Genomic DNA, 20,360 nt, shown 5'->3' with positions numbered 1-20,360 from the left:
GCCGGATACCAGCCGGGCCTGCTAGCCAGACCTACTCTGGCTGACCGGGCGAGGTCGCGATTTTTTGCATTGAAGCGCGAAAGATCGCGTCGATCGCCGCGGCCAGCGCCCGGTCGAATTCGTCATCGCTCATCCGTTCGTGCAGACCTTCAAGCAGGGCGCGGCTGAAGCTGGCGATCACGCCTTCGTTCCGGGCCAGTTCGCGGCACGCCTTTGATCGGGCATAGCCGCCCGATAGCGCAGCCACGCGGACCACGCGCGGATGGGCCACGATCGGGCGGTAGAGGTTGGCCTCCACCGGAATCGACAGCTTGAGCATGACGTCCATGCCTTCGGGCAAGCCATCGAGATGCCGCAACAGCGTATCGCGCAACATCGCCTCGCCCACGGCCCGGTCGAGCGCCCTGATATCGTATTCCGGTTCAAGGATCGGCATGAAGCCCGCGGCAAGAATGCGCTGGCCCACCGCGAACTGCTGGGCCACGATCTGCTCAATCCCGGCGCAGTTGGCAGACCTGATCACCGATCGCATCTTGGTGCCGAATATCCCCTTGTCCCTGGCGCGCAGCAGAAGCGCATCCAGATCTTCTATCGGCTTCATCAGTTGCACGCCCCCGCCCTCGGCCTCGTCCTCGTCCTCCAGACCCCTGTCGACCTTCAGGAACGGCACGATATTACGCTCGATCAGCACCTGCGGCACCGGCTTTCCATCCACCTCGCCGTCCATGGTCTTTTCGAACAGGATCGCGCCGATAATCTTGTCACCGGTAAAGGCGGGCGAGGTGATTATGCGCGTGCGCATGGCGTGAATCAGGGCGAACATCTCATCTTCGCCCTGCCATCTGCCGTCGGCGATGCCATAGTCGCGCAGGGTGCGCGGGGTCGATCCGCCCGACTGGTCGAGTGCCGCGATGAACCCTGTACCAGAGCGTATCCTTGCGGCCATTTCCCGGCCATTCATGGCAATCTCCATCAGCATGGTTTGCAGCGCGAAGTGCACGGCAAGGTGAACCGGCAGCGCCGCGCAAGCTGTTTTGTCACCTCAGGGCCGCGCGCATCATAAGGAGGGTTCCGTATATGACCTCTCCGCCCGCCCCCGCATTTCGGGTGCTGGAGAACGATTGCCCATGTTGGACATTGCCACGCTTACCATGAACCCCACGATCGACGTGGCCTGCTCTGTCGAGCGCCTCCAGCATTCGCACAAGATGCGCGCGGGGGAGCAAAGCTGCGATCCCGGCGGTGGCGGCATCAACGTGGCGCGGGTGTTCGTGCGGCTGGGCGGCAATGCGCGCTGCTATTATCTTTCCGGCGGGGCAACCGGGATTGCGCTGGATGGACTGCTGGACCTGCACCAACTGGTGCGCACGCGGATACCCATTGCCGGGCAGACCCGGGTCAGCACGGCGGTTCTCGAACGCGAAAGCGGGCATGAATACCAGTTCGTGCCTGCCGGTCCGCAGGTCTCGCCGCAGGAGTGGCAGGAATGTCTGGATCAGCTGGCACAGGCAAAGACCGGCTTTCTGATCGCCAGCGGATCGCTGCCGCGCGGCGTGCCGGATGATTTCTATGCCCGGGTCTGTGCCATCGCCCGGCAGCGCGGCATGCGCTTCGTGCTCGATACATCGGGCGCGGCGCTGAGGGCCGGGATGGATGCAGGCGGGGTCTTTCTGGCCAAGCCGAGCATTGGCGAGTTTCGGACGCTGGTTGGCGCAGACCTGCCCGATGAAAAGGCGGTTGGCGATGCCGCAATGGCCGTTGTCGAGCGCGGCGGGGCCGAATATCTCGCCGTGACGATGGGCGATCAGGGGGCCTTGCTGGCATCCCGTTCAGGTGTCGTGAAAGTTCCCGGCATTGCGGTGGTGGCGCGCAGTTCCGTGGGTGCGGGCGACAGCTTTCTGGCGGCCATGGTCCATGCCCTGGCGATGGGCCGTGAGCCGGAACAGGCCTTGCGCTTCGGGATCGCCGCCGGTGCCGCGGCGGTGCTGACGCCCGGTACGGACCTGTGCCGCGTGGCGGATATCCAGCGGCTTTACGAACAGTCGGCTGCGGCCACATAAGATATCGGGTGAGGCCGGACCGCGTGGCTCAGTGCCCGATCCTTGTGCGAAAGCGGGCATGGGTGATCGGATGCACAGCCTGCATCACAGCGTGTCCACCGCCTCCGCCAGCTTCACATCCCTGCCTGACAATCCGCCCGCATCATGCGTGGTTAGCGTGATCGACACGCGGTTATAGACGTTGGACCATTCGGGATGGTGATCCTGCGCCTCCGCCAGCAACGCCACGCGGCTCATGAAACCCCATGCCTCGCTGAAATTGCGGAACCTGAAATCGCGCGTGATGGCCAAACCGTCTGTGCGCAGGGACCACTGCGGCAGAGCGGCCAGCGCCGCGTCCCGTTCGGCTGGTGTCAGCTGCGCAATTGCCATCGCATCACTCCCTTGCTTGTCGCGTGCTTGTAGCTGGGGCCACTCTGCACTAACGCACCATCCCATGGAAGCCTGCCGACTGACAGCCACCCAACTGGCCTGCCGCCGCGGCGAGCGTTTGCTGTTTGCCGGCCTCTCGCTTGATCTGGAAGGCGGACAGGCGCTGCAAATTGCCGGGCCCAACGGGATGGGCAAATCCAGCCTGATCCGCATATTGGCCGGGCTGATGCGTCCGCTGGATGGCCATGTTGAGCGCACAGGCGGCACCGGCCTGCTGGATGAAAAACCCGTGCTGGATGAACACCAGCCGCTGGGCCGGGCACTCGATTTCTGGAGCAGGCTGGATGGCCAGTGCGCCGCGCTGGAACGGTTGGGGCTTGATGATCTGCTGGATGTGCCGGTGCGCTATCTGTCCACCGGTCAACGCAAGCGCGCGGCCATGGCGCGGCTGATCGGCCAGCAGGCACCGATCTGGCTGCTGGACGAACCCCTGAACGGTCTCGACCGAGAAGCGGTGGCGATGGCAGAGGGGCTGGTGGCAGACCACCTCAAGGCTGGCGGGCTGGCGCTGATTGCCAGCCACCAGCCGTTTGATCTGCCCGGCCTTGCCACGCTTTCTCTGGCGCAGTTCACGCCGTGAAGGGTTTTGGCTCGCTCCTGCTGCGCGATCTGGCGCGCTTCACGCCCGGCACGCGCGGCGGCGGCACGTTGCTGCCGCTGTTGTTCTTCCTGGCCGTGGCGATGCTTTACCCCTTTGCCATCGGACCCAATCCGGTGTTGCTGGCACAGACCGGCGGCGGGGTGATCTGGGTTGCCGCGCTGCTCGCCGCGATCCTGCCGCTCGACCGGCTGCTGGCCCCCGATGTGGAGCAGGGTTTCTTCGATCAATGGGCCTTGCGCGGCATTGCAGAGGAAATGGTGGTGGCCGTGCGGCTGCTCGCCCACTGGCTCAGCTTTGGGCCGTTCCTGATGCTGGCCGCCGTGCCCGCCAGCGCGCTGGTGGGCATCGATGCGCAGACCTTGCGCCTGGTGGAAATCGGCCTGCTGGCCGGAACGCCGGGACTTGCCGCCATCGGCATCATCATCGCCTCCGTCACCGTGGGCTTGCGCGGAAGTGCGGCGCTTTCCGGCCTGCTGGTGATCCCCTTTGCCGTGCCGCTGCTGATCTTTGGTGCGGGCGCCTTGTCCACCGGCGGGTCTGGCGGACTGGCGCTGACCGGTGCGATCAGCCTGCTGCTGGTGGCGATTGCACCCTTTGCCGGCGGCGCTGCAATCAGGGCCGCGCGCGAGGGGTGACGCTGCCCCCCTGATCGCTACTGAATGGCCGGTTCGTAATCCGGGCTTTGCAGGGTCAGCATATAGGCGACCAGTTCCTCCACCTGCGGCACGTCGAGGTCGAAATCCATCTCCTCCGGGTAGTTGTGCGCATCGCGCAGCCAGCTGGTGAGCGTGGCATTGGTCAGCCCCGGACGGTTGACGATCAGCGGCCATTCGGGCGCTTCGGGATTGGGAGACAGCGCGTTGTTTTCCACCGCATGGCAGCCCCCGCACGCACCTTGCGCAAAGGCCAGCACACGGCCCTGTTCGGGCGCAGGAGCACTGGTGATGCTGGCAGAAGGTGCGCCCTGGCAGGCCGCAAGGCCAAGAGTGACAGCAATGGCTGCGGCGAGATGACGAACAGACATGCAGGCTCTCCTGGACAAAAGATCGAGTGGATCGCGGGCAGTCAGGCTTGCAGCCCCGGCGATCCTGAAATGCGATATGCCATCAGCCAATGCTCAACATTGCCCCTGATCAATATGCAGGATCAATAAGGCGGCTTGTCCTTGCCGGTCGGGCTGAGCGTGAAAATCTCATTCCCGTCTTCGGTAATAGCGATCGAATGTTCGAACTGCGCGGACAGGCTCTTGTCACGCGTCACCGCGGTCCAGCCATCGTTGAGCAGTTTCACATGCGGGCGGCCAAGGTTGATCATCGGTTCGATGGTCATGAACATGCCCGGCTTCAGCTCCGGCCCGGTACCGGCGCGGCCGGCATGGACCACTTCGGGTGCATCGTGGAACAGGCGGCCAAGGCCGTGGCCGCAAAATTCGCGCACCACGCCATAGCGGAAGCTTTCGGCATGCTGCTGGATCGCCGCACCGACATCGCCCAGACGCGCACCGGGCTTGGCCTTGTCGATCCCGATCATCAGGCACTCATAGGTCACATCGACCAGCCGCCGCGCCTTCAGCGGAACATCGCCCACCAGATACATGCGGCTGGTATCGCCGTGCCATCCATCCAGCAGCGGCGTGACATCGATATTCACGATGTCACCGTCCTTCAGCACCTTGTTGGACGGTATGCCGTGGCACACCACATGGTTGATGGAGATGCAGCAGCTGTGGGTATAACCGCGATAGCCAAGCGTTGCCGGCACCGCGCCGCCATCCAGCGTCATCTCCCGCACGAAGGCGTCGAGATCCTCTGTGGAGACACCGGGGACGACTTTTTCGGCCAGCGCATCAAGGATTTCGGCAGCCAGGCGGCCAGCCTTGCGCATCCCCGCAAAGCCATCCTCGCCGTGCAGTTTAATCGTGCCGTCACGATAGACGGACATGTCGGAAGTTACGTGCTGATATTCGACCATGTGCCGCATGTAGCGATTTTGTTGCCTAATTGCGAGTGGTGAAGGCGCTGCGATATTCATCGCGCAGCGCGGTCAGCAGCTTGTCGTCCACGTCGAAGGTGAATTCATACGATCCCTCGGCATAGGGACCCGCGACATAGGGGCCAATCTGCACGCCGACCCGGTCAAATGCGCGTCCCGATGCCGAACCGAACAGCACGGTGGTATCGCTCAGCGGCACGCAGACATCGAAAATGTCGCTGCTGCCTTCGGCAATCGGTTGACCCCGTCGCTCGGCCCGTTCCCGGTTGAGCTTTTCGCACAGCTTGCTGCCCAGCGCCGCCTCCAGCGCTTCGGGTGTGGTGAAGAAGGTCTCCGGCTCCAGCGCCGCAGCGCGTTCCTTGTCCCACACCAGCGCATCGAAGCCATAATTGCCATGCGCGCCGCCCGTATAGGAGGAGATCTTGGCGGACAGGCTCAGATAACGGGGCGTATCGGCCACCACCTGCCATTCCACTTCGGTGGAATATTTGTTGAACGGAAAGCCGTTATCGCGCGCATCCGCTCGCGCTTCGGCAGAATCGCCAACCATTGCATTGCGCAAGCGATCCAGCCGCCGGTCCAGCAGCGCGGCCAGTTCCTGAATATTGCCGGCCTCTGCGGGATAGGAATATTCGAGGCGGAAATCGTCGGTTTCCTCGGCCACCGTGCGGGCACCGTTGACCGGTGATTCGCTGGCAACGGCAGTGGCAGTGGCGCCCGGACTGGCGGTCGCGGTCGCAGCCGGATCCCCCGGTTGGGAGCCGTTTTCGCCTTCCTGCCCGCAGGAAACCAGCAGCATTCCAGCGGCCAGACCCAGACAAACTCTTAGCATAAATCTCGATTGCCTTTTCAAATCCGCACCGTGCGGGCAGATAGACGATTATGAGCATAAAAACCGATCTAATCCAGCCGGATCGCGGGCAGGACGCCATCGCCATCCATCTTGTCACCAAAGACGGCTTCGAAGCCTTCGCCCGCAAACTCAGCGGACCGCAGCGCGCGGCGCTGACTGCGCAGAGATTTACCGGCGGCGGATATGAAATGGCCATCGTGCCCGGCGGGACCAAGGATGGACCGGGCTGGTTCGTCGTGAGCGGCGTCGCCAATACCGAAGACCTGTCCAGCTGGTGCCTGGCCAAGCTGGCCGAACGCCTGCCCGCCGGGACATATCGCCGCGCCGATGGCGAACCTGGCCCTGCCCTGTTCGGCTGGCAGACCGCGCAATATGTGTTCGACCGCTACAAGAAGGACGAAAATGCCGAAGGGCCGCGCATCCTGCTGACCAGTGAAGTCGGCCGGATCGACGCGGTCACTGCCGAAGCGCAGGCCGCCGCCCTGGTGCAGGACATGGTCAACACACCGGCAGAGGACATGGGTCCAGCCGCGATCGAGGCCGAGGCAGAGAAACTGGCCAAGGCGCATGGCGCAAGGATTGACGTGGTGCGCGGCGATGCCCTGGCAACGGGTTTCCCCATGGTCCACGCCGTGGGCCGCGCCGCAGCGCGTGAGCATGCGCCGCGTCTGGTGGAGCTGAACTGGGGTGACGATGCACATCCGCGCGTGGCCATAATCGGCAAGGGCGTCAGCTTCGATACGGGCGGTCTCGACATCAAGTCTGCTGCCGGAATGCTGCTGATGAAGAAGGACATGGGCGGCGCTGCCCACGCGCTGGCGCTGGCTGGGCTGATCATGCAGGCGGGCCTGAAACTGCGCCTGCAATGCCTGGTGCCGACGGTGGAGAACGCCATTGCCGGCAATGCCTTCAGGCCCGGCGACGTGCTCACCAGCCGCAAGGGCCTGACGGTCGAAATTGGCAATACCGACGCCGAGGGACGGCTGATCCTGGGCGATGCGCTGACCTATGCCAGCGAGAGCGATCCGGCGCTGATCATCGATTTTGCCACGCTCACGGGCGCGGCGCGCGTTGCCGTGGGACCAGACCTCCCCGCCCTGTTCACCCGGCAGGACCAGACGGCGGACGAGCTGATCGCGGCAGGCCGTGCACATGATGATGCACCCTGGCGCCTGCCGATCCATTCTGCTTATGCGGAATGGCTACAATCCGACATTGCCGATACCAACAACACCCATTCCAACGGCTATGCCGGGGCCAGCGTGGCGGCCAGCTTCCTCGACAAGTTCGTGGGTGAAGGCATTGAATGGGCGCATTTTGATACCTTCGCCTGGCGCCCGGCGGCCAAGCCGGGGCGGCCCAAGGGCGGTGCGGCACTGGGCCTGCGGGCGGCCTTCCACGCGCTGAAGGCCAGATATGGCTGACAAGGCGACAAGCGGTAAACTTGCCGATCCGGCAATGCGCGTCTAATCGCCTGCGGATGAATCCCGATGGTAACTCCCCGCAGCTGAAACAGGCCGGCGATGCTTCGATTGAAGCCACACCCACGCACAAGGATGCGCAGGGTCCCTATATCCTGTCCGGCCCGGTGGCGGAGCCTGACCTGCGCCGCGTGCCGCTGCGCGGTGACCTGGCGCATATCGGTCTGGCCGGACGTTATTTCGTGCCGCATTACGCCGTGCCGCAACCGCGCGCAATTTTGCCCGGCGGCGCTCCTCTGCATATCCGTCCCAAGGACGATTCGGAGGAGCTGTGCACGCTGATGGAAGGCGATTCCTTTGAACTGCTGGATATTACCGGCGGCTGGGCCTGGGGCTGCCTCTCGCTGGAAGGGCCGGTGGGCTATGTCCGGATTGAACGGCTGGAGCCGATTGGCTGATGGCGCTCACGGTATTCATTGACGGCGCAGCAGGCACCACCGGGCTGGAAATCGGCGACCGGCTGGCCGCGCGCGGCGAATTTGAAATGGTCGTGCTTGATGAGCAGCGGCGCAAGGATGCCGATGCCCGCCGGGAAGCGCTGAACGAGAGCGATTTTGCGATCCTGTGCCTGCCCGATGATGCCGCGCGCGAAGCTGTGGCGCTGATCGATCCCGCCAGCAAGGTGCGCGTCATCGATGCCTCCAGCGCCCATCGCACCGCCAGCGGATGGATCTACGGTTTTCCCGAAGTGGTCGGTCGGCCAGTGGTCGCAGGTGCCGACAGGATCAGCAATCCGGGCTGTTATTCAACCGGTTTCATCGCCCTGATGACACCGCTGATCAGGGACCGGATGCTGCCCCGCGAATGGGCTTATTCGGTCAATGCCGTCTCGGGATATTCGGGCGGTGGCAAGGCCCTGATTGGCCGTTTCGAGGATGATCGTGACATCGCCTGGCGCGGATATGGCCTGGCGCTTGGTCACAAGCATATTCCCGAAATGCAGCAGAGAGTGGGCCTGGCCCATCCGCCGGTCTTTTCGCCGGCGGTCATCCCGGCCCATCGCGGCATGGTGGTGGAAGTGCCATTGCCACTGGAAGCGATGCGCGCCGCTGCCCGGCCTGACGAGATGCGCGAGAAGCTGACCGCCTATTATGCCGATAGCCAGGTGGTGCGGGTTTCGCAGGACACACCGGAAGAATTGCTGCTGCGCGCGTCGGATCAACCCAGCGATGCGATGACGCTGTACGTGTTCAGCGATGCGGCGGGCAATCAGGCGCGTCTGATCGCGGTGCTGGATAATCTGGGCAAGGGAGCAAGCGGCGCTGCCGTGCAATCGCTCAACCTGATGTCCGGCTGTCCGGAGACCGCAGGATTGCGCCTCTGACGATATCCGTGCTCAAAATTTAAGCACGTCATTGCCTGAATATTGTGCAACTTTTGGATAGGCATGAAGCATTATTGTTTCAGGCCGCATTGCAGGAATGATCTTAATCTTGCGAATCCGCCCTTTCGCATCTGCACATGATTGTCTACCCCTTCACATCGTCCTTGGCATGATTCTTGAAACGCTATTTCAGGATTCGCCCCCGGGCATTGAATATCCGGTCAGGCCGCCGGGTAATGTAGAACAGGTATGACGTGAAAAAGATCGAAGCCATCATCAAGCCCTTCAAGCTGGACGAGGTGAAGGAGGCGCTGCACGAAGTGGGCGTATCCGGGATCACCGTAACCGAAGCCAAGGGCTTTGGCCGCCAGAAGGGCCATACGGAACTCTATCGCGGCGCAGAATATGTCGTCGATTTCCTGCCCAAGGTGAAGCTGGAAGTGGTCGTGCCCGACAGCATGGCCGATGCCGTGGTGGAAGCCGTGGCCGGCGCAGCCAAGACCGGCAGGATCGGTGATGGCAAGATATTCGTTTCCGATATCACCTCTGTCCTGCGCATCCGCACCGGTGAGCAGGACGAGTCTGCCATCTGAGGCGGACAGAGGGGGATTGGGCAGGCTGCTGCATGCCCATTGAATTTCGTGCCGGAACTCTCCGGCCACAACGCCAACCGACACAATAAGATCATACGATCAAGGAAGGAAAAAACATGTCGAGTGCATCCGATATCGTAAAACGGATCAAGGACGAGGAGATCGAGTGGGTCGATGTCCGCTTCACCGATCCCAAGGGCAAGTGGCAGCACCTGACCATGTGCGCCTCCGCCATTGACGAAGACGCGCTGGAAGAAGGCCTGATGTTCGATGGTTCGTCGATCGAAGGCTGGAAGGTCATCAACGAATCCGACATGATCCTGAAGCCTGACCTGGAAGCGGTCTATATCGATCCCTTCAGTGCCACGCCGATGATGATCATCTTCTGCGACATTGTGGAGCCTTCCACCGGTGAGCTGTATGCGCGTGATCCGCGTTCCACCGCCAAGCGTGCCGAAGACTTCCTCAAGACCACCGGCCTTGGCGATACCGTCTATGTCGGTCCGGAACCTGAATTCTTCATGTTCGACGATGTTCGCTTTGAAGACGGCTATGCCGGTTCGGGCTTCGTGATCGACGATATCGAACTGCCGACCAACACCGGCAAGGAATATGAAGGCGGCAACCTGGGTCACCGTCCGCGCGCCAAGGGTGGCTATTTCCCCGTGGCTCCGGTCGATCCGTGCACCGACATCCGCGCCGAAATGGTCGCCACGATGATGGAAATGGGCCTGCCCATGGACAAGCATCACCACGAAGTGGCCGCCGCACAGCACGAGCTGGGCATCACTTTCGGCACGCTGACCACCACCGCCGACCGCATCCAGATCTACAAGTATGTCGTGCAGAACGTCGCCAATGCCTATGGCAAGACGGCCACCTTCATGCCCAAGCCGATCCGTCAGGACAACGGTTCGGGCATGCACACGCATATGTCGATCTGGGATGGCAAGAAGAACACCTTCGCCGGCAACGGCTATGCCGGCCTGTCCGACAACTGCCTGTATTACATCGGCGGCGTGATCAAGCACGCCAAGGCCTGTAATGCTTTCACCAACCCGACGACCAACAGCTACAAGCGTCTGGTCCCGGGCTTTGAAGCACCTGTGCTGCTGGCCTATTCGGCCCGCAACCGCTCTGCTTCGTGCCGTATTCCTTACGGCGCGGGTGAAAAGGCCAAGCGCGTTGAGTTCCGCTTCCCCGATCCGCTCGCCAACCCGTACCTGTCTTGCGCAGCTCTGCTGATGGCCGGCATCGATGGTATCCAGAACAAGATCCATCCGGGCGAAGCCATGGACAAGAACCTGTACGATCTTCCGCCGGAAGAGCTGGCAGAGGTTCCCACGGTTTGCGGTTCCCTGCGCGAAGCACTGAATGCACTGGAAGCCGATCACGAATTCCTGTTGCAGGGCGGCGTGTTCACCAAGGACCAGATCGACGCTTACATGGAGCTGAAGTGGGAAGACGTCTATCGCTTCGAGCAGACGCCAAGCCCGGTCGAATACGACATGTACTACAGCTCGTAAGACAAGCTTATGTGCCATCGTTGCGTGTGATGCACGCGGCGATCACACGATTAACAGGGGAGGCGTCCGGGAAACCGGGCGCCTCTTTTTTGCGCTTTCCTACAGCGCCCGGTCCGGCCTAGCCCCTGCCCCGCGAATCCAACCGGCGAGGTGACAGACATGCTGCGCAAACCCGTTTTCGATACTCTGCGGCGGATGCTCGGGCGCGAGCTGCGCCATCAGGAGGTGCGCCAGACAGGCCGCACGGATGGCCGCGCGCACGATCAGACAGCTGATCCTGCGCTGGCCGATGAGGCCCCGTGCGAGGACTTGGCCCCGCGCCGCATCGGCCCGGCAGGAACCGAGCTGATCAGGCAGTTCGAAGGCTGCGCAAGAAGGCGCGCTGACGGCCTGATAGAGGCCTATCCCGATCCCGGTACAGGCGGCGATCCGTGGACCATCGGCTGGGGCGCAACCGGTCCCGGCATTGGCCCCGGCACCGTGTGGACGCGGGCAGAATGCGATGCGCGGCTGGACGCGGACCTGGCGCGTTACGGCGCCGAAGTTGCCTTTGCCATCGGCGATGCGCCCACCACGCAACTGCAATTCGATGCGCTGGTCAGCTTTCACTACAACACCGGCGCGATTGGCAAGGCCACGCTGACGCGCAAGCACGTGGCAGGCGACCATGCCGGGGCCGCGCGCGAGTTCGACCGCTGGTGCTATGCCGGCGGCCGGGTGATGAAAGGTCTGGTGCGGCGGCGCGAAGCCGAGAGCGCGCTCTACCGGCGCGGCTGAACGGGCATTGGGGCCGCGCTAGTAATCGCGGCTGAATTCCGCCGAAACACCGCCGCGACCGACCGTGCTGATCGAACCCAGAAGCGACAGCCAGCTGGTGATGCGGAATTCCAGCTCGGTCGCGTTATAGCCCTGCCCGTCGGTGATAATCTCCACATAGGCGCGGCGGGTGATGTTCTTGCCCAGCGCCACCGATGTGCCGCGATCGAGCGCGGGATCGGACGGGACGATGCGCAGGCGGTCCAGCCCGATGGCGGTGCGCAGCTGGTTGATCGGATCGATCCCGCCACCGCCGCGCAGGCTGGCAAGCGCCGCCCCCAGCTGCACCGCGTCGGTTGCCGAAAGATCGGTGATCGACCCGCCGAACAGCAGGCGCGCAAGCAATTCTTCTTCAGGCAGGGCGGGAACGGAATTGAAGGAGATTTCCGGTCGGCTGGCGCTGCCCTGCACCGTCACCGAGACATCAATGCCGTTGACATCGGTTTCCGCCAGCAGGTCCAGACGCGGATCGGGCGGCACGGTTTCATCAAAATCGATACGCCCACGAGTGATCTCGAAACGCACGCCGGCAAAGGAATAGAAGCCCTGCCGCGGCACGATGCGCGCCTCACCGCCGATGCGCGGATCGGATGTCGTCCCGCGCAGCAACAGGTCTCCGCGCCATTCACTCTCCAGCCCCATGCCATCGACCTTGATCCCGCGATTGGCGGTGGCATCGATCAGATAGCGCCACGGTCGCCCCTGCCGCGTTACCGGCGCCAGATCGGCGGGCTGGTTGATTTCCCTGATAGCGATGTCGGGCAGTTCCACCGCGGCTTCGGTGGTGCCCAACTGCCATTCGGCTTCATTCACCGTCAGCCTGCCGGCAATGGTCCCGCCCACTCCGCTGGAAACGATGCGCAGGGGGCCGGTCACGGTTGCACTGGTGCCCGGCAGGTCCAGGATACGGGCATTGCGCGCGGCGATGCGGATATCGATCTGCGGCCCGCGATCGCGGTTCATGCCCGCCAGGTCCACAAAGCCGCTGCCGCTGACGCGCCCGCCACCCGGCGCATTGCCGACAAAGCTGGTCAATTGCAGGCGCGAGCCATCGAACCTGCCACTGGCTGCAACCTGGGTGATATCCGTCCCCGTCAGCAGGCTCTGCACACGCAGATTATCGCCGTTCAGCGATCCGCGGACCTGCGGATTGCCCAGAGTGCCGCGCACATTGGCGGCCAGCTGGATCTCTCCGGTCACGTCCAGCAGGTCTATCGCCGCCAGCCTCCACAGCGCAGCAGACGGCCCGTCATACCGCAGCTGCGCAAACAGGTCTCCGGCATAGAGGCGCGGTATCAGCGAGCCGGTGGGTGACAGGCCGGAAATGCGCGCGGCAAGCGTGCCATGCGTGCCGCCATCATCATCCAGCACGGCGCGCGCCTGCAGGATGCCGGGCGAAAGGCTGATGACCGTGGCCAGGTTCATCGGGCGCGAGGTGAGCAGCAGGCCCGAGCGGGTCAGCCCTTCCACCATCAGCCGCGCCTGCCCCGTGGGCAATCCTCCTTCGCTGGAGCCGATATCAATCACGCCCGATACCGTGCCGCCAAGGCCAATATCGCCAGCCAGCACATCCACCAGCGACAGCGGCAGGTCAGACAGGCTCAAGCGGCCCTGCACGGGCTGATCGCCGCCAAAGCGCCCGCTCAGGATAGCAAAGCCATCGCCATAGCCCAGCTGGGTGCGCTGCAATTGCCATCCGCCATCGGCTGTGCGGTCCAGCACCGCGCGGCGCGGCATGGCGATGGCACGCCCGGCATGCGATCCGGTAGCGGCCAGCGTGATGCGATCAGGCGACATGGCACCGGTCAGCTGCAAATCGAAGCGCGTGCCGCGGGCACCGGTAATTGCGGCATCGAAATTGCCCGTCCCGTCGGCAAAATCGGCAGTCGCGCCCATTCGTCCGATAAACAGATTTCCATAGCCAACGCCGGTGGCGCTCATCGTGCCGTCAACCGCCAGGCCATTGTCGCCGTAAAGCCCGCGGGCTACCAGCGACATGCGCGCCAGCGTGAGCGGTGTCTCCCCGCCGAAGCGGGCGTTGCGCGCCTCCAGATCGATGTCGAAGCCCTGCCCGCCTGCCTGGGGAGCGAGCCGGACAACGCCATTCACCCCGCCGCGCGACATGTTCAATGTGCCCGCCACGCCGTCTTCAACCAGCGCCAGATTGCCGGTCACCCGGCTCTCCGCGATATCGAGGCGGGTGATCGCAATCGACACATCGCCATTGTCCGCCAGCGCGATGCCGATGGTGCCATCAAACGGGCCGAGCAGGGACGCGCCCGAAGTTTCCACCGCAAAGCCATCGTCAGATGGAGCCAGCGCAACATGCACGTCCTTCAGCCCGGCTGCGGGCAGCGGACTGGCCAGCACCAGTTGCGCGCGCGGACCATCGCCTGCCAGCACCGCATCAATCGTGAAGGGACCGTAATCGGCATGGGTGCCGCCGCCTGCCAGCGTGGTGGTATCCCCCGCCACACTGCCATCGACTGCCAGTTCCAGCTTGCTGCCGCTCACCTTCATGGCGTTGAACGAAATGGGCCGCCCCTCACCCAGTGAAACGCCGCCGTTGAAGCGGATATTGTCACCGGCGATATTGGCGATGGTGGGGTTGTCCACCCGGCCCAGCCCGCCCTGCAATTGCGCGGCCAGGCTCCACGGCGCATCGCCGCCAATGGCAAAGATGATCCGCGCCACCGCATCGACGCTGCCGATGCCGTCAAATTCCAGCCCGCGCGCATTGACCGGGCCGGTCAGCTGGAAGCGCCCGCTGGCAAGATCACCCGCAAGGCCCAGCTGCGCGGTCAGGCCGCGGAACACGATATCGAGGTCGTTCGAGGTGAGCCGGTTGTCCTGATAGACCAGCGTTCCGTCCAGCTTGCCGCTGAACAGGCGTGGATCGACCATGGCATTGCCGCTGACCACGCGGCCAACCTGCATATCCAGCGGAATGGCAATACGCGGCCCGTCAAAGCTCACTATGCCGCGCTGGACCACATCGCTGAATACGATATCGCCCGCTGCAATCCTACCGACGGAAAGTTCATGAGGGATGGCCAGTTCGCGGAACGGCCCGTCAAGCCGGGCGCGCAGCGATGCATCCTCCAGCGCGACACCCTCGCCGAAGAATGCCGGATCGAGCAGGACCGCTTCCAGCGCCAGATTGATGAAGCGGTTTTCGGCCAGGTCGATGGCGCCATTGCCATCCAGGTCCAGCGCCTTGCCGCGCACGGCAAACCCGCCTTGCAGCGTGCTGTCCTGCAACGTGCCCGATGCGGTGAAGGCCACGTCCTCGCCCAAGGCGCGGGCCAGCTGCCCTTCAACATAGGCACCGGGGTGGACATTGCCGACGAGCCGATATTGCCCGGCCTCATTGTAGATATCGAAATTGACCAGATCTGCGCCAGCCTGCCGGGCCAGCAACAGGCCTTCCCATGATGACCAGCTGCCATCGCCGTGCAGGTCTATGCTGAGGTCATCCTCGGCACCGACCATGGTGGCAAGGAAACCGCCTGCCGGGGCCTGCCAGTTGAGATCAAGGTCAAAGATGTTGTTGTCGGGCTCTGATTCGACCCGCAAGGTGAACTGATCGCCGCCGCCGAACTCTCCGCCCGCATCGGCGAATACGCGGCCATCGCGCAGGTCAATCGCGGCGTTGAAGCCGATCACTCGCTCTTCGCCCAGCAGCCCCTCGGCCACGGTCAGGTTGTCGATCACGAAATGATCCACGCGGATATCGAAATCGGGCAGCAGGGGCGCATCGGGATCGCCCGGAATCAGCTCCGGCGCGGCGTAAAGCGTGCCATCGCTGATCACCAGATGGCGGATATCCAGCCCACTGGTGAACCAGCGATAGGGCCGCCAGTTGAGGTCGACCTCGGGCACTTCAAGGAACAGCACGTCATTGGCATCGCGCAGCTGCACATCGTTGAAGGTGGCGCTCCACAGCACCGATCCTTCTATCGATCCCACTTCGACCGACAGGCCGGAGGCAGGCGCGAATTTGGCGATCTGGTCGATGATCAGCTGGCGCCCGGGCGGCGTGTGCAAGAAGACTATCAACCCCAGCAACAGCACCAGCAGGGCCAGCAGGCCACGGCCCGCCCAGCGCAGCATCGCCCGCCACAATGGCTTGCGGACTTCTGCCTCATCCCGGGTTGCGGTTGCCTCCGCCATCAAAACGCCTGACCCAGCGCCACGTAAACGGCCACCGGCGCATCATTGGGACCGGGGTTGAGCGGAGCGGCAATATCGATGCGGATCGGACCGAAGCTGGAATGGTAACGAAGACCGACACCGGCACCGAACTTGATGGCATCGAAGCCGGGGATCGGGTCCTGCCCCACGCTGCCCGCATCGATGAAGGGCACCACGCCCACGGCGCCGTCCATCAGGCCGGTGCGGATGCGTGCCTCAAGCGAAAATTCCACCAGCGAGCGTCCGCCCGTGGGATCGCCCAGCCCGTTGAGCGGCCCGATCTGGCGATAGCCGTAACCGCGCACCGATCCGCCGCCACCGGCATAGATGCGCCGCGAAGGCGCGATATCGTCCACCGATGCGCCCGGAATACTGGCCAGCCGAACGCGCCCTGCCAGCACGACATTTTCGGACATCTGCCGGTATGCCGAGGCATCGGCCTGGCTGCGCAGATAGAAACTCTGCGCGCCATTGTGATCGGACATTTCCGGCGACAGGCGCGCGCCCAGCCGATAGCCGCTGGTGGGATTGAGCAGGTCATCGCTGGTATCGATCTGTGCCGAAGCCGGCAGTGCAGCAATCAGATAGGTCTCCCGCGCACCGAAATTGCCCGCCGCATCAACTTCCCGCTCCTGCGTGGCGACCAGTTCCACCGCCCCAGACCAGCTGAAAGGCTTCTGGAACAACAAGGTGCTGACCCGTTCATACGTGCCGATCAGCGAGATGGTGCGCGCATCATAGGCATCATAGTCCAGCGTGCTGGCAAAGGCGTCCACGGTCAGAATCCGGTCGCGCCCGGGGAAATTGTTCTTGCGGAAAGTGACACCCGCCAGCTGTTCCTGCGTACCGGCAATGCCGCGCACGCGCAGCATGCCTTCGGGTGGGAACAGGTTGCGGTGTTCCCAGCTTGCCGCGACGCGCAGCCCCTCTTCCGTGCCATAGCCCACCGATCCGGCGACCGAGCGCAGGGGCGCTGGCACCAGGTCGACTGCCATATCCACCGTGCCCGGCTGGTCCGGGGTGGGCGCAAGCGTCTCCACCGGAGTTATGACTACCGATCCGGCCAGACCAGTGGCCAGAATCGCGCGGCGCAGGTCCAGTTCGTCACTGCGCTGGTAAATGTCGCCGGTATCAAAGCGGGCAATATCCTGCAAATGCCTGCCCGAGAGGAATTGCGGCAGATTGCTGGTCACCTGCCCGATCACATATTTTCCGCCGGGACGCACAGGCATCGTGACATCGCCCTCGCGCCGATCATGATCCACCAGCAATTCCGGCGCATCGATGGCCGCAAAGGGATAGCCGCTTTCGCCCAGCGCCGTGTCCAGATCATAGCGCTCGGTATCTATCGCATCGAGCGAGAGAGGATCACCGGAGAACACTTCATAGGCCGCGCGCAGGGCGTCATAATCGGCCCCGGTGGTGGCAAGATCGCCCAGATCGACCGCACCGACGGCAAACCGCCTGCCGGGCCGCACATCGAAACGCGCGACGGGCCGGTGATCGGCTTCGGGATCGCCCATATTCTGCACATCCACGCTGCGGATCACCTGGCCATCGAAATAGCCATAGGTGCGCAGCATGCGCAGCAGCAACTGCTCGTCCGATCGGGCCTGCGCGGCCAGCCGCCCGATGTTCTCACCCGAATCGAGTTCCTGCACCGCGGACAGCGACTTGAACCGGTCGAGGAATTCGTCGCGTTCAGGGAACAGCGAGGTGTCGGACGGGAACACCAGCACCAGTTCGCGTGACAGGCGCTCCTCACTGCCCGCAACGGGCTGGCCGATCACATCCTCGAAGGTGGCGAAATCGATTTGCTCGACGCTCTCCAGCGGGACCAGTTCGGGCAGGTCCATGTCCTGAGGCCGCTCAATCGTGAGCGCGGGCATATCCTCCATCGGCGAATCCGCATCGAGCAGGCTCGGCACTTCCTCGGGCACGGGAATGGCCGGATTGTCGCCCTGCTGCGCCCATGCTTCGGGATCGGCCACCGCCGCATCGGGGATCAGGTCTTCAAGGCTGGGCGGCGCGGATGTGTCCTGCGCCGCCAGCGGAACGGCGACGGATTGCATGGCCAGCGCAAGACCGCTCACCAGCGCCAGCGCACTGCGGTTCATGCCATTGCTCTGAGAAGGATCAGGCCAGCTTGTATTGATGGTGCCCGCCAGGCGTCCCATCCTTGCAGCCGCCGTCCACTGGCTGGGCATCCTGCCGGCTGGGGGCAGTGACGGCAGAAATAAGTCCGGCCTGCTCCTCATCGCCAAACCGGCTCCAGCCATCGGGACCGAGCTTTTCAAGCGGGCGATAGCGGACCTTATATTGCATGCGTGGCGAGCCATCGACCCAATATCCGAGATAGACATAGGGAAGGCCAGCCTCCGCAGAGCGGCGGATGTGGTCAAGAATGACGAAATTACCAAGCCCGCTTCGTGCCTCACAATCAGGATCATAGAAACTGTAGATCATCGACAGGCCATCTGCCTGACGATCGGTAAGGCATGCAGCAACCAGCCGACCCGGCCTGCCGTCCTCACCAGCTTCCCTGTATTCTATGACAAAGCTGGAAACCGAAGTGTGTTCCACCATATCGGCATAATCCACCTCGTCCATGGCGGCCATGCCGCCGCCCGGATGGCGGCTGGCGAGGTATTTCTGCAGCAATTCGAACTGTTCCGCCGTGGCCCAGGGGCGGCATTCCGAGGACATCAGGTCATCATTGCGGCGCAGGTTCTTGCGCTGGGTGGCGGACGGACGGAAGTCATGGGCAACCACGCGCACCGATATGCAGGCACGGCAATCCACGCAGGACGGGCGATAGGCCACCGTCTGGCTGCGGCGAAAACCGATCCGGCTCAGCGCATCATTCAACTGCTCCGAATGTGGTCCCTTCAGCTCGGTAAAGACCTTGCGCTCCGTCTTGCCCGGCAAATAGGGGCATGGCGCAGGGCTGGTCACGAAGAACCGGGGAAATCTTACGGGAGCCGTCACTTCAGGGGGCGGTCCTCTTGCCTTGGGTTAATCCTGCGATCCATGCCCACCGGTATGACCGGCGGATTCGTTGTGCGGAACAATCTTAACCATAATTTCGGCAGAAGGCAGGGTTAATTTACACAATCTTTCCCGGATGCCCGGTCAGTCGCCCCGAAACGGGTCAGTTCAGTTCGACCTGGCTAACCGAATAGCCCTTTGCCCTGAGGCCGGAGATCAGCGCTTCGAGTTGCTCGCGGTCGCGCGCCTCGCATTCGATGTCTGTCACCAGCCCCTTGGCAGGAAGATTGGTGAAGATGCGCTGGTGGTAGATCTCCAGGATGTTCACATTGTGCTCGTTGAATTCGCGCATCACCTTGAACAGGGCGCCGGGGCGATCCTGCAGGGTGATCTGCAACCGCGCCAGACGGCCAGAGCGGGCCAGGTCGCGCAGCAGCACATTGGCCAGCAGGCGCGTATCGATATTGCCGCCGCACAGCACCAGACCAACCTTCTTGCCGGTAAAGCGCTCCTTGTGCGCCAGCACTGCGGCAAGGCCGGCTGCACCCGCGCCTTCAACCACGGTCTTTTCGATCTGCAACAGCAGGGCAACCGCCTCTTCCAGGTGCGGTTCTTCCACCAGCACGATATCATCCACCACCTTGTCGATGATCTGCGAGGTGAACTTGCCCGGCTCATGCACGGCAATGCCCTCGGCCAGCGTGTCCCCGCCGGACGGCAGATCGACATGCTTGAAGCGCGCATAGGCGGACGGATACAGGCGCGCCTGCACACCGATCACCTCTATCGGATGGCCCAGCTGCGCAGCCATGCTCTTGGCAACGGTGCCCATGCCCGAAATCAGCCCGCCGCCGCCGATAGGCACGACCAACGTCTCTATCTCTGGCGCATCGGCGAGCATTTCCAGTGCAACCGTGCCCTGACCCGCCGCCACATTGGGTTCATCAAAGGGATGTACGAAGGTCAGGCCCAGCTGCTTTTCCATGCTGCGGGCGTAGGCATAGGCCTCATCGAAAGTCTCACCCTCCAGCATGACCTTGCCGCCCACGCTTTCCGTCTGCATCACCTTTACCGTAGGCGTGGTGCGCGGCATCACGATGGTGACAGGCACGCCCAGGCGGGTGCCGTGATAGGACAGGCCCTGCGAGTGATTGCCCGCCGATGCCGCGATCACGCCGCGCTTGCGCTGTTCATCGGTCAGCAGCAGCAAGGCGTTGAGAGCCCCGCGCTCCTTATAGGCCGCGGTAAACTGCTGGTTTTCAAACTTCAGCCAGATATCGGCGCCGGTAATCCGCGACAGCGTCTTGCTGTACATGGTCGGCGTGTGCACGATGGCATCGCCAATCCGCGCCGCTGCGGCGTGGATCTCGGCAATGTCCAGTTTGGCGTCCAATATGGCTTCCTGAGTCTGGCCAGAGTTGTTGAGCGTGTTCATCTGGCGGGCCTATCCCAATTTTTGCCGCAAATGAAACCCCAAGCAGCGCATTGCACGTGCAAAGA

The 20,360-nt window shown here is 63.3% G+C and carries 18 protein-coding genes; 9 read left to right on the top strand and 9 right to left on the bottom strand.

Annotated features, from left to right (window positions below; translation table 11 throughout):
- Positions 1–31: 31 nt before the first annotated feature.
- Positions 32–961: a fructose bisphosphate aldolase gene (locus GRI32_RS09325; RefSeq protein ID WP_160591779.1), complete on the bottom strand. Its 930-nt coding sequence runs from the start codon at positions 959–961 to the stop codon at positions 32–34.
- A 166-nt stretch (positions 962–1,127) separates the two neighbouring features.
- Between GRI32_RS09325 and GRI32_RS09320 the strand changes: the two genes are divergently transcribed.
- Positions 1,128–2,060 carry a 1-phosphofructokinase family hexose kinase gene (locus tag GRI32_RS09320; RefSeq protein WP_160591541.1) on the top strand — a complete coding sequence of 311 codons (933 nt, stop codon included), beginning with the start codon at positions 1,128–1,130 and terminating at the stop codon, positions 2,058–2,060.
- 84 nt (positions 2,061–2,144) lie between these two features.
- On the opposite strand, the gene GRI32_RS09315 is transcribed toward GRI32_RS09320, so the two are convergent.
- A complete protein-coding gene (locus GRI32_RS09315; protein ID WP_160591539.1) occupies positions 2,145–2,432 on the bottom strand; it encodes a 4a-hydroxytetrahydrobiopterin dehydratase in 288 nt (95 codons plus the stop codon).
- A gap of 64 nt (positions 2,433–2,496) precedes the next feature.
- Between GRI32_RS09315 and ccmA the strand changes: the two genes are divergently transcribed.
- Complete coding sequence (ccmA, locus tag GRI32_RS09310; RefSeq protein ID WP_160591537.1) at positions 2,497–3,072, top strand: heme ABC exporter ATP-binding protein CcmA; 576 nt, start codon at positions 2,497–2,499, stop codon at positions 3,070–3,072.
- Positions 3,069–3,728: a heme exporter protein CcmB gene (locus GRI32_RS09305; protein WP_160591535.1), complete on the top strand. Its 660-nt coding sequence runs from the start codon at positions 3,069–3,071 to the stop codon at positions 3,726–3,728. The genes ccmA and GRI32_RS09305 overlap by 4 nt, the downstream gene beginning before the upstream one ends.
- Before the next feature lie 17 nt (positions 3,729–3,745).
- Here GRI32_RS09305 and GRI32_RS09300 read toward each other — a convergent pair whose 3' ends face one another.
- From GRI32_RS09300 to GRI32_RS09290, 3 genes are all read right to left on the bottom strand, one after another.
- Positions 3,746–4,117: a hypothetical protein gene (locus GRI32_RS09300; protein WP_160591533.1), complete on the bottom strand. Its 372-nt coding sequence runs from the start codon at positions 4,115–4,117 to the stop codon at positions 3,746–3,748.
- Between the two features lie 122 nt (positions 4,118–4,239).
- Positions 4,240–5,064: a type I methionyl aminopeptidase gene (map, locus tag GRI32_RS09295; RefSeq protein ID WP_160591531.1), complete on the bottom strand. Its 825-nt coding sequence runs from the start codon at positions 5,062–5,064 to the stop codon at positions 4,240–4,242.
- 25 nt (positions 5,065–5,089) lie between these two features.
- Positions 5,090–5,884, bottom strand: a complete 795-nt coding sequence (locus tag GRI32_RS09290) for a DUF4163 domain-containing protein (RefSeq protein ID WP_160591529.1) — start codon at positions 5,882–5,884, stop codon at positions 5,090–5,092.
- Between the two features lie 83 nt (positions 5,885–5,967).
- Here GRI32_RS09290 and GRI32_RS09285 point away from each other — a divergent pair, with 83 nt between their 5' ends.
- From GRI32_RS09285 to GRI32_RS09260, 6 genes are all read left to right on the top strand, one after another.
- A complete protein-coding gene (locus tag GRI32_RS09285) occupies positions 5,968–7,362 on the top strand; it encodes a leucyl aminopeptidase family protein (RefSeq protein WP_160591527.1) in 1,395 nt (464 codons plus the stop codon).
- 56 nt (positions 7,363–7,418) lie between these two features.
- Positions 7,419–7,817 carry a hypothetical protein gene (locus tag GRI32_RS09280; RefSeq protein WP_237437489.1) on the top strand — a complete coding sequence of 133 codons (399 nt, stop codon included), beginning with the start codon at positions 7,419–7,421 and terminating at the stop codon, positions 7,815–7,817.
- The gene (argC, locus tag GRI32_RS09275; RefSeq protein WP_160591525.1) at positions 7,817–8,743 is read left to right on the top strand and encodes an N-acetyl-gamma-glutamyl-phosphate reductase; all 927 of its coding nucleotides are present in this window, start codon (positions 7,817–7,819) and stop codon (positions 8,741–8,743) included. The genes GRI32_RS09280 and argC overlap by 1 nt, the downstream gene beginning before the upstream one ends.
- A 254-nt stretch (positions 8,744–8,997) precedes the next feature.
- Complete coding sequence (locus tag GRI32_RS09270; protein ID WP_160591523.1) at positions 8,998–9,336, top strand: P-II family nitrogen regulator; 339 nt, start codon at positions 8,998–9,000, stop codon at positions 9,334–9,336.
- A 116-nt stretch (positions 9,337–9,452) separates the two neighbouring features.
- Positions 9,453–10,862, top strand: coding sequence for a type I glutamate--ammonia ligase (glnA, locus tag GRI32_RS09265; RefSeq protein ID WP_160591521.1), 1,410 nt, complete (start codon positions 9,453–9,455; stop codon positions 10,860–10,862).
- A gap of 159 nt (positions 10,863–11,021) precedes the next feature.
- Entirely contained in the window at positions 11,022–11,639 is a 618-nt protein-coding gene (locus tag GRI32_RS09260; RefSeq protein WP_160591519.1) for a lysozyme, read from the top strand.
- A gap of 18 nt (positions 11,640–11,657) precedes the next feature.
- Here the strand turns inward: GRI32_RS09260 and GRI32_RS09255 are convergent, their stop codons facing one another.
- The 4 genes from GRI32_RS09255 to GRI32_RS09240 form a co-directional block, all read right to left on the bottom strand.
- On the bottom strand, positions 11,658–15,851 hold the full coding sequence (locus tag GRI32_RS09255) for a translocation/assembly module TamB domain-containing protein (RefSeq protein WP_160591517.1): 4,194 nt from the start codon (positions 15,849–15,851) through the stop codon (positions 11,658–11,660).
- Positions 15,851–16,705: an autotransporter assembly complex protein TamA gene (locus GRI32_RS10930; RefSeq protein WP_419866769.1), complete on the bottom strand. Its 855-nt coding sequence runs from the start codon at positions 16,703–16,705 to the stop codon at positions 15,851–15,853. The genes GRI32_RS09255 and GRI32_RS10930 overlap by 1 nt, the downstream gene beginning before the upstream one ends.
- 1,303 nt (positions 16,706–18,008) lie before the next feature.
- A complete protein-coding gene (locus tag GRI32_RS09245; protein WP_160591513.1) occupies positions 18,009–18,860 on the bottom strand; it encodes an arginyltransferase in 852 nt (283 codons plus the stop codon).
- A 163-nt stretch (positions 18,861–19,023) separates the two neighbouring features.
- On the bottom strand, positions 19,024–20,295 hold the full coding sequence (locus tag GRI32_RS09240) for a threonine ammonia-lyase (RefSeq protein ID WP_160591511.1): 1,272 nt from the start codon (positions 20,293–20,295) through the stop codon (positions 19,024–19,026).
- Positions 20,296–20,360: the final 65 nt, after the last annotated feature.

The sequence above is a fragment of the Alteraurantiacibacter aestuarii genome, assembly GCF_009827405.1.
Classification (GTDB): domain Bacteria; phylum Pseudomonadota; class Alphaproteobacteria; order Sphingomonadales; family Sphingomonadaceae; genus Alteraurantiacibacter; species Alteraurantiacibacter aestuarii.
This window is presented reverse-complemented; position numbering and strand designations above follow the sequence as displayed.